The sequence below is a fragment of the Streptococcus sp. CL8.13 genome (assembly GCF_049737895.1).
In genome coordinates this window covers 1-10,211 of record NZ_JBKOTT010000017.1, presented here as the reverse complement: position 1 = coordinate 10,211, position 10,211 = coordinate 1, and the positions used below count along the sequence as shown (strand labels likewise).

The 10,211-nt window shown below is 41.0% G+C and carries 11 protein-coding genes; 10 read left to right on the top strand and 1 reads right to left on the bottom strand.

The annotated features are described in order from the left end of the window. Positions 1–294: 294 nt before the first annotated feature. Positions 295–420 carry a hypothetical protein gene (locus tag ACLNCN_RS01240; protein WP_260467300.1) on the bottom strand — a complete coding sequence of 42 codons (126 nt, stop codon included), beginning with the start codon at positions 418–420 and terminating at the stop codon, positions 295–297. Positions 421–497: 77 nt separating this feature from the next. Here ACLNCN_RS01240 and ACLNCN_RS01235 point away from each other — a divergent pair, with 77 nt between their 5' ends. The 10 genes from ACLNCN_RS01235 to ACLNCN_RS01190 form a co-directional block, all read left to right on the top strand. Beyond that, entirely contained in the window at positions 498–689 is a 192-nt protein-coding gene (locus ACLNCN_RS01235) for a hypothetical protein (RefSeq protein WP_012972435.1), read from the top strand. Beyond that, complete coding sequence (locus ACLNCN_RS01230) at positions 686–880, top strand: hypothetical protein (RefSeq protein ID WP_000708869.1); 195 nt, start codon at positions 686–688, stop codon at positions 878–880. The genes ACLNCN_RS01235 and ACLNCN_RS01230 overlap by 4 nt, the downstream gene beginning before the upstream one ends. Next, the gene (locus ACLNCN_RS01225; RefSeq protein ID WP_045612719.1) at positions 867–1,751 is read left to right on the top strand and encodes an ABC transporter ATP-binding protein; all 885 of its coding nucleotides are present in this window, start codon (positions 867–869) and stop codon (positions 1,749–1,751) included. The genes ACLNCN_RS01230 and ACLNCN_RS01225 overlap by 14 nt, the downstream gene beginning before the upstream one ends. A 1-nt stretch (position 1,752) precedes the next feature. Next, complete coding sequence (locus tag ACLNCN_RS01220; RefSeq protein WP_125454664.1) at positions 1,753–2,490, top strand: ABC transporter permease; 738 nt, start codon at positions 1,753–1,755, stop codon at positions 2,488–2,490. Beyond that, on the top strand, positions 2,490–3,587 hold the full coding sequence (locus ACLNCN_RS01215; protein ID WP_247953458.1) for a sensor histidine kinase: 1,098 nt from the start codon (positions 2,490–2,492) through the stop codon (positions 3,585–3,587). Before ACLNCN_RS01220 ends, ACLNCN_RS01215 begins: the two co-directional genes overlap by 1 nt. After that, complete coding sequence (locus ACLNCN_RS01210) at positions 3,588–4,187, top strand: response regulator transcription factor (RefSeq protein ID WP_424844465.1); 600 nt, start codon at positions 3,588–3,590, stop codon at positions 4,185–4,187. A 311-nt stretch (positions 4,188–4,498) separates the two neighbouring features. Continuing rightward, positions 4,499–4,912 carry a 30S ribosomal protein S12 gene (gene rpsL / locus ACLNCN_RS01205; protein ID WP_001142332.1) on the top strand — a complete coding sequence of 138 codons (414 nt, stop codon included), beginning with the start codon at positions 4,499–4,501 and terminating at the stop codon, positions 4,910–4,912. 19 nt (positions 4,913–4,931) lie between these two features. Further along, positions 4,932–5,402: a 30S ribosomal protein S7 gene (gene rpsG / locus ACLNCN_RS01200; protein WP_000087873.1), complete on the top strand. Its 471-nt coding sequence runs from the start codon at positions 4,932–4,934 to the stop codon at positions 5,400–5,402. Positions 5,403–5,681: 279 nt separating this feature from the next. Then, positions 5,682–7,763, top strand: a complete 2,082-nt coding sequence (gene fusA, locus ACLNCN_RS01195) for an elongation factor G (RefSeq protein ID WP_000090348.1) — start codon at positions 5,682–5,684, stop codon at positions 7,761–7,763. Between the two features lie 103 nt (positions 7,764–7,866). Beyond that, positions 7,867–10,211, top strand: a 2,345-nt coding sequence (locus ACLNCN_RS01190; RefSeq protein WP_424844464.1) for a PolC-type DNA polymerase III, incomplete at its 3' end; no start/stop codon positions are given.

Below are 10,211 nucleotides of genomic sequence, written 5' to 3'. Positions count from 1 at the left end.
TACAGAGATACGTAAGCGTATCTTTTTTGTTTAACTAGATATTATATACATTAAGAGAGAATCAGTTTGCTTCTCTCTTTTTTGAATTTCAGTAATTCATTTTGATCGCGTATACTTTTTTGTTTCCTGTCTTGTTTAATAAATACTGTAGTTAATTATACACATTGAAATTTAATAGATTTTATAACTCTTATTAATTCTTAATAAAGTAATAGAAGAGTTTTTGTTGAACCTATAATATATGTTTCAATGTTATAAAAATTGCTGCTATTACGAGTTTAGATAAGTATTAGTTTACATTATAGTGTGAATGGGGTTTGATATTTCTTTTGAGGAGGCTGCCTTAGATTTTTCTACTTGTGTTTTATTGTATAGTGTATCTTGTTTGTTTTGAACAGAATTTTTAATGACATTTGTCATATCTCCTCATGACAGAAGCTTCTAGTGATTCTACCTTCAAAGAATTATACTAGATGTATCAAGTGGAGGAAGAAAAAATGAAACATAAAGTAATTGTCGCAATGAGTTTAGTAGCAGCAGGAGTCATGACTTATCTCATGTTCTCAGGATTGGATGAAGATTTCTATCATTTTCCTTGGGAGCTATTTGCAGGATTTGGAATGATGTCCTGGCTTATCCGAGAAGGTTTGAAATTAGTCTCAGATGTGAAAAAGGAGTTTGAAAAATGAAAAAAGCGTTTCTCTATCTTTTTATTGGACTATCACTAGTGGTATGGTTGGTAGAAATGTTTACAGGTTGGTTTGATCAAGCCTTCCTTCACCAATTCATCCGTGGTGCCTGGGGACTGGGATTTATGATTTTTATCGCCTTTCCTATGGGAAAGGAGTGGTTGAAAGGAGAATATCATGAACATGATTAAGGTAGAAAGCCTAAATAAAAACATCAAGGGCAAGGCTATTTTGAAGGATATTTCCTTTGAGATAGCTGAAGGTGAATGCGTCGCCTTGATTGGGCCCAATGGTGCTGGGAAGACCACACTCTTGGACTGTTTGCTTGGAGATAAACGGGTCACAAGCGATCAAGTATCCATCCAAGGCTTGCCAGTGACGAGTTCTCAGTTAGACTACACAAGATCCTATCTCCCTCAAGAAAATGTCATCGTTCAGAAATTAAAGGTCAAAGAGTTGATTGCTTTCTTTCAAAGTATTTATCCAAATCCCTTGAGCAACCAGGAAATCGATCAACTATTGCAGTTTGACCAGCATCAGAAAGAGCAATTCGCAGAAAAATTGTCAGGCGGGCAAAAGCGTCTCTTCTCTTTTGTCTTGACCTTGATTGGGCGACCAAAGCTTGTCTTTTTAGATGAACCAACTGCTGCCATGGATACTTCAACTCGTCAACGCTTTTGGGAAATTGTTCAGGAACTAAAAGCTAAGGGAGTTACCATTCTCTATTCCTCCCATTATATCGAAGAGGTAGAGCATACAGCGGACCGGATTTTGGTCTTGAATAAGGGAGAGTTGATTCGTGATACGACGCCTCTAGCCATGCGTAGTGAGGGAATTGAAAAGCATTTTATCCTTCCTCTAGCATACAAGGAAGTCATTGAGCAGTCTAACTTGGTTGAAAACTGGTCACAAAAACAAGATGCTCTACAAGTAGTCACACGCGAAGCGGACGCTTTCTGGGAACTATTAGTTCAGGCAGGATGTAGGATTCAAGAAATTGAAGTCAATAATCGTAGCTTGCTGGATACAATCTTTGAAGAAACACAAAAGGGAGATGACTAAGATGAAACGATGGATCGCACTAAACAAGATAGAATTTCTATTGACCAAACGACAATTAGTCTATTATCTGTTATCCGTAGGGATGCCGACAGCCTTCTATTTATTTTTTTCTGGCATGTACCAGGACACACCAGGTGGGCCCGCGAATTTTATGCGTGATTACCTCATCTCCATGACAGCCTTTTCCATGATGTCGACAGCTATGTTTTCATTCCCAGCTGTTTTACATACCGATAAAATCAACAATTGGCAGAAAACATTACGCCATACTCCAGTAAATATGGTAGAATATTATCTATCAAAGATAACAAGTATGATGGTTGATTATTTGGTCTCAATCCTGGTTGTTTTCTCAGTTGGGCACTTGGTCAGAGGTGTGGATATGTCTCTAGGAAGCTGGATTGGGGCTGCACTTTTGCTGATAGTAGGAAGTGTTGCCTTTGTAGCGCTTGGATTAACCTTGACACTCTTGCCTTCTAGTCAGCTGATGTCTGTCGTGGGTAATCTTCTCTATCTAGGCTTGGCTGTTTTAGGCGGACTCTGGATGCCCATCTCTTTATTTCCAGACTGGATGCAAGCAATCGGGAAGTGCCTACCAACTTATCAGTTGATGGAGTTGCTCAAGGCTTTCTTAAACGAGGGTGGCATCAATCTATCAGCCACAGTTTATCTACTTGTTTTTTCAGCAGTTTTGTTTGGTTTGACCATTTACCTTCAAGGTCATAAGGAGAATACTTAATGTTTGAAAGACTAAAAAGCATACACTATATGTTTTGGGCAAGTTTGATTTTTATGATTTTCCCCATCCTACCTGTAGTGACTGGGTGGCTTCCTGTCTGGCATTTATTGGTTGATATTCTATTTGTAGTGGCGTATTTGGGTGTTTTAACAACTAAGAGCCAGCGCCTATCTTGGCTATATTGGGGTCTCATGCTGACTTATGTAGTTGGGAATACTGCCTTTGTTGCTGTTAATTATATCTGGTTCTTCTTTTTCCTTTCTAACCTCTTAAGTTATCATTTTGGCGTACGTAGTTTAAAGTCTTTACATGTCTGGACTTTTCTTCTTGCTCAAGTCCTTGTTGTGGGCCAACTGTTGATTTTTCAGAGAATCGAAGTTGAGTTTCTATTCTATCTACTTGTAATTCTTGCTTTTGTCGATTTGATGACTTTTGGCTTGGTTCGGATTCGTATTGTGGAGGATTTGAAAGAAGCGCAGGCTAAGCAAAATGCCCAGATAAATCTCTTGCTTGCTGAAAATGAACGCAGTCGTATCGGTCAAGATTTGCATGATAGCTTGGGACATACCTTTGCTATGCTGAGTGTCAAGACAGATTTAGCCTTGCAGTTATTTCAGATGGAGGCTTACCCACAGGTGGAAAAGGAATTAAGAGAAATACAGCAAATTAGCAAAGAATCAATGCGTGAAGTGCGAACCATTGTGGAAAATCTTAAGTCTAGAACTTTGACATCCGAACTAGAGACTGTGAAAAAGATGTTAGAAATTGCTGGAATTGAGGTGGAAATAGCTAATCAACTAGATACAGCTAGCCTTACTCAGGAATTGGAGTCAACGGCTTCCATGATTTTGCTTGAATTAGTGACCAATATCATCAAACATGCTAAAGCGTCTAAAGTCTACTTGAAATTAGAACGGACAGAGAAAGAACTCATTCTAACAGTGAGAGATGATGGCTGTGGCTTTACTTCTATAAAGGGGGATGACCTCCATACAGTTCGAGATCGTGTTCTTCCATTTTCGGGAGAAGTAAAGGTAATTAGTCAGAAACAACCGACAGAAGTGCAGGTTCGACTACCTTATAAGGAGAGAAAGTAGATGAAAGTGTTAGTCGCAGAAGATCAAAGTATGTTGCGAGATGCTATGTGTCAATTGCTCACGCTTCAACCGGATGTGGAGTCTGTCCTTCAAGCCAAGAATGGGCAAGAAGCAATCCAACTATTAGAAAAGGAGTCTGTAGATATCGCCATCCTTGACGTAGAAATGCCTGTTAAGATAGGTCTTGAAGTTTTGGAGTGGATACGAGCAGAAAAGCTTGAAACAAAGGTGGTTGTGGTGACGACCTTCAAACGTCCTGGGTATTTTGAACGTGCGGTCAAGGCTGGAGTAGATGCTTATGTATTAAAAGAAAGAAACATTGCAGAGCTAATGCAAACCTTGCACACCGTCCTAGAGGGACGCAAGGAGTATTCGCCTGAATTGATGGAAGTGGTGATGACGCATCCCAATCCATTAACAGAACAAGAAATCGCAGTTTTAAAGGGAATTGCTCAGGGCTTATCTAACCAAGAAATTGCAGACAAACTTTATCTATCCAACGGAACAGTCCGAAACTATGTCACCAATATTCTTTCTAAATTACATGCAGGCAATCGAACAGAGGCAGCTAATATTGCGAAAGAATCTGGTTGGTTGTGATGATATAATATTTTTTGAACATTATGTCTAAAATTGATGAGATTGAATGGAACAATATTAATTTTAGGAGGGTGGGATTCCTCCTTTTTCTTTTTTAGGGAGCACTACAAAAGAGCTAAAATTAACAATAAAAAAGAAAAATATCTTGACAACCAAGGGAAAATTTTGTTACAATAATAGACGGTACTTTTTACTTTTGGTCTCTCAAGAGTGTACAGGGACGTGCTGACAAATGTTGCAAAAGTACACACAGATGATAGCTGTCACCAAGTGTATCATCACCAAAAATAAAAAAACACAGGAGAATGTAGATGCCTACAATTAACCAATTGGTTCGCAAACCGCGTAAATCAAAAGTAGAAAAATCTAAATCACCAGCTTTGAACGTTGGTTACAACAGTCATAAAAAAGTTCAAACAAACGTTTCTTCACCACAAAAACGTGGTGTTGCAACTCGTGTTGGAACAATGACACCTAAAAAACCTAACTCAGCCCTTCGTAAATTCGCTCGTGTACGTTTGAGCAACCTTATCGAAGTTACTGCCTACATCCCAGGTATCGGACACAACTTGCAAGAGCACAGCGTGGTGCTTCTTCGTGGTGGACGTGTAAAAGACCTTCCAGGGGTACGTTACCATATCGTCCGTGGTGCACTTGATACTGCAGGTGTTAACGATCGTAAACAAGGCCGTTCTAAATACGGTACTAAACGTCCAAAAGCATAAGGAAAGGGGATAAAGAGAAATGAGTCGTAAAAATAGAGCTCCAAAACGTGACGTATTGCCAGATCCGCTTTACAATTCACAACTAGTTACTCGTCTTATCAACCGCGTTATGCTTGATGGTAAACGTGGTACAGCTGCTTCAATCGTTTACGGTGCCTTTGAGCAAATCAAAGAAGCTACTGGAAACGATGCACTTGAAGTATTTGAAACAGCTATGGAAAACATCATGCCTGTACTTGAAGTACGTGCACGTCGTGTTGGTGGTTCTAACTACCAAGTCCCAGTTGAAGTTCGTCCAGAACGTCGTACAACACTTGGACTTCGTTGGTTGGTAACAATCGCTCGTCTTCGTGGTGAACACACAATGCAAGATCGTCTTGCAAAAGAAATCTTGGATGCTGCTAACAACACTGGTGCAGCAGTTAAGAAACGTGAAGACACTCACCGTATGGCTGAAGCTAACCGTGCATTCGCACACTTCCGTTGGTAAAATCATGATGCTAGGAACGGTAAGGATGCAAGGTGAAAATAGGAAACTGACGCAGTATTCGACGAATACAAGGAAGTTTATCTTTTTCACACAGCATCCCGTTCCGGCTCAAATCGGCTAATTAACTTTAGCCCGAGTTCAATTCAATTTGTAAATCTACAAGTTGAAACCAACAATAGCATGAAAACATTGAGAACGGGTAGGTCCTGCCTATCCGTTTTTATTAAAATCATGTTATAATAGAATAGAAATCAAAAATAAATAGGAGAAACAAACCTCATGGCACGCGAATTTTCACTTGAAAAAACTCGTAATATCGGTATCATGGCTCACGTCGATGCTGGTAAAACAACAACTACTGAGCGTATTCTTTACTACACTGGTAAAATCCACAAAATCGGTGAAACTCACGAAGGTGCGTCACAAATGGACTGGATGGAGCAAGAGCAAGAACGTGGTATCACTATCACATCTGCTGCGACAACAGCTCAATGGAACAACCACCGCGTAAACATTATCGACACACCAGGACACGTGGACTTCACAATCGAAGTACAACGTTCTCTTCGTGTATTGGATGGTGCTGTTACCGTTCTTGACTCACAATCAGGTGTTGAGCCTCAAACTGAAACAGTTTGGCGTCAAGCAACTGAGTATGGAGTTCCACGTATCGTATTTGCCAACAAAATGGACAAAATCGGTGCTGACTTCCTTTACTCTGTAAGCACACTTCACGATCGTCTTCAAGCAAATGCACACCCAATCCAATTGCCAATCGGTTCTGAAGATGACTTCCGTGGTATCATCGACTTGATCAAGATGAAAGCTGAAATCTATACTAACGACCTTGGTACAGATATCCTTGAAGAAGACATCCCAGCTGAATACCTTGACCAAGCTCAAGAATACCGTGAAAAATTGATCGAAGCAGTTGCTGAAACTGACGAAGAATTGATGATGAAATACCTCGAAGGTGAAGAAATCACTAACGAAGAATTGAAAGCTGGTATCCGTAAAGCGACTATCAACGTTGAATTCTTCCCAGTATTGTGTGGCTCTGCCTTCAAGAACAAAGGTGTTCAATTGATGCTTGATGCGGTTATTGACTACCTTCCAAGCCCACTTGACATCCCAGCGATCAAAGGTATCAACCCAGATACAGATGAAGAAGAAACTCGTCCAGCATCTGATGAAGAGCCATTTGCAGCTCTTGCCTTTAAGATCATGACAGACCCATTCGTAGGTCGTTTGACATTCTTCCGTGTTTACTCAGGTGTTCTTCAATCAGGTTCATACGTATTGAACACTTCTAAAGGTAAACGTGAGCGTATCGGACGTATCCTTCAAATGCACGCCAACAGCCGTCAAGAAATTGACACTGTTTACTCAGGTGATATCGCTGCTGCCGTTGGTTTGAAAGATACTACAACTGGTGACTCATTGACAGATGAAAAAGCTAAAATCATTCTTGAGTCAATCAACGTTCCAGAACCAGTTATCCAATTGATGGTTGAGCCAAAATCTAAAGCTGACCAAGACAAGATGGGTATCGCCCTTCAAAAATTGGCTGAAGAAGATCCAACATTCCGCGTTGAAACAAACGTTGAAACTGGTGAAACAGTTATCTCTGGTATGGGTGAGCTTCACCTTGACGTCCTTGTTGACCGTATGCGTCGTGAGTTCAAAGTTGAAGCAAACGTAGGTGCTCCTCAAGTATCTTACCGTGAAACATTCCGCGCTTCTACTCAAGCACGTGGATTCTTCAAACGTCAGTCTGGTGGTAAAGGTCAATTCGGTGATGTATGGATTGAATTTACTCCAAACGAAGAAGGTAAAGGATTCGAATTCGAAAACGCAATCGTCGGTGGTGTGGTTCCTCGTGAATTTATCCCAGCGGTTGAAAAAGGTTTGGTAGAATCTATGGCTAACGGTGTACTTGCAGGTTACCCAATGGTTGACGTTAAAGCTAAGCTTTACGATGGTTCATACCACGATGTCGACTCATCTGAAACTGCCTTCAAGATTGCGGCTTCACTTGCTCTTAAAGAAGCTGCTAAATCAGCACAACCAGCTATCCTTGAGCCAATGATGCTTGTAACAATCACTGTTCCAGAAGAAAACCTTGGTGATGTTATGGGTCACGTAACTGCTCGTCGTGGACGTGTAGATGGTATGGAAGCACACGGTAACAGCCAAATCGTTCGTGCTTACGTTCCACTTGCTGAAATGTTCGGTTACGCAACAGTTCTTCGTTCTGCATCTCAAGGACGTGGTACATTCATGATGGTATTTGACCACTACGAAGATGTACCTAAGTCAGTACAAGAAGAAATCATTAAGAAAAACAAAGGTGAAGACTAATCAGTCTTCACTCTAGAAGGAAGTCACTTAGTGGCTTCCTTTTGTCTTTAGAAAACACCTCTAAGTATGGTAAAATAGTAGGAGAATAATGTGAGGAAAATGAATGTCAAATAGTTTTGAAATTTTGATGAATCAATTGGGGATGCCTGCTGAAATGAGACAGGCTCATGCTTTGTCACAGGCTGATATTGAGCGAGTTGTGGTTCATAAAATTAGTAAGGTATGGGAGTTTCATTTCGTATTTTCTAATATTTTACCGATTGAAATCTTTTTAGAATTAAAGAAGGGTTTGAGTGAGGAATTTTCTAAGACAGGTAATAAAGCTATTTTTGAAATTAAGGCTCTGTCTCAAGAATTTTCAAGCCAACTCTTGCAAGCCTATTATAGAGAGGCTTTTTCTGAGGGTCCATGTGCTAGTCAAGGCTTTAAATCTCTTTATCAAAATCTGCAAGTTCGTGCTGAAGGCAATCAACTCTTTATTGAAGGCTCAGAGGCGATTGATAAGGAACATTTTAAGAAGAATCACCTTCCTAATTTAGCTAAACAACTTGAAAAATTTGGATTTCCAACTTTCAACTGTCAAGTAGAGAAGAATGATGTGCTGACTCAAGAGCAGGAAGAAGCCTTTCATGCTGAAAATGAGCAGATTGTTCAAGCTGCCAATGAGGAAGCGCTCCGTGCTATGGAACAACTGGAACAGATGGCACCACCTCCAGCAGAAGACAAACCAACCTTTGATTTTCAAGCCAAAAAAGCTGCGGCTAAGCCAAAGCTAGATAAGGCGGAGATTACTCCTATGATCGAAGTGACGACTGAGGAAAATCGTCTGGTCTTTGAAGGGGTTGTTTTTGATGTAGAGCAAAAAGTGACTAGAACAGGTCGTGTTTTAATCAACTTTAAAATGACGGACTACACTTCAAGTTTTTCTATGCAAAAGTGGGTTAAAAATGAGGAAGAGGCTCAGAAATTTGACCTCATCAAGAAGAATTCTTGGCTCCGAGTGCGTGGGAATGTGGAGATGAATAACTTCACACGCGATTTGACTATGAATGTGCAGGATGTGCAGGAAGTTGTTCACTATGAGCGGAAAGATTTGATGCCAGAAGGTGAGCGTCGGGTTGAGTTTCATGCTCACACTAATATGTCGACCATGGATGCTCTACCAGAGGTTGAAGAAATCGTTGCGACAGCTGCTAAGTGGGGACACAAAGCAGTTGCTATCACCGACCACGGGAATGTTCAATCCTTCCCACACGGCTATAAGGCGGCCAAAAAAGCGGGAATTCAGCTAATCTATGGAATGGAAGCCAATATCGTGGAGGACCGTGTCCCTATCGTCTATAACGAAGTGGAGATGGACTTGTCAGAAGCGACCTACGTGGTTTTTGACGTGGAAACGACAGGACTTTCAGCTATCTATAATGATTTGATTCAGGTTGCGGCTTCTAAGATGTACAAGGGGAATGTCATTGCTGAATTTGATGAATTTATCAATCCTGGGCATCCCTTGTCGGCTTTTACTACTGAGTTGACTGGAATTACAGATGATCATGTCAAAAATGCTAAACCACTGGAACAAGTTTTGCAAGAATTCCAAGAATTTTGCCAGGATACTGTCCTAGTCGCCCACAATGCGACCTTTGACGTTGGCTTTATGAATGCCAACTATGAGCGTCATGGTCTTCCTAAAATTAGCCAGCCAGTTATTGATACGCTGGAGTTTGCTAGAAACCTCTATCCTGAGTATAAACGTCATGGTTTGGGACCTTTGACCAAGCGTTTTGGTGTGGCTTTGGAACATCACCACATGGCCAATTACGATGCGGAAGCTACAGGTCGCCTGCTTTTCATCTTTATCAAAGAAGTAGCAGAGAAACATGGTGTGACCGATCTAGCTAGACTCAACATTGATTTGATTAGTCCAGATTCTTATAAAAAAGCTCGGATTAAACATGCTACCATTTATGTCAAGAATCAAGTAGGGTTAAAAAATATCTTTAAACTGGTTTCTTTATCCAATACTAAGTACTTTGAAGGGGTGCCACGGATTCCAAGAACGGTTTTAGATGCCCATCGGGAAGGCTTGATTTTAGGATCAGCTTGCTCTGAGGGTGAAGTTTTTGATGCCGTCGTTTCCCAAGGTGTGGATGCGGCGGTTGAGGTGGCCAAGTATTATGACTTTATCGAGGTTATGCCACCGGCTATTTATGCGCCATTAATTGCCAAGGAGCAGGTCAAGGATATGGAGGAGCTCCAGACCATTATCAAGAGTTTGATAGAGGTTGGGGACCGTCTTGGCAAACCTGTTCTGGCTACGGGAAATGTTCACTATATCGAACCGGAAGAAGAGATTTACCGTGAAATTATTGTCCGTAGTTTGGGCCAGGGGGCTATGATTAACCGAACCATCGGTCATGGGGAACATGCCCAACCAGCTCCTCGCCCAAG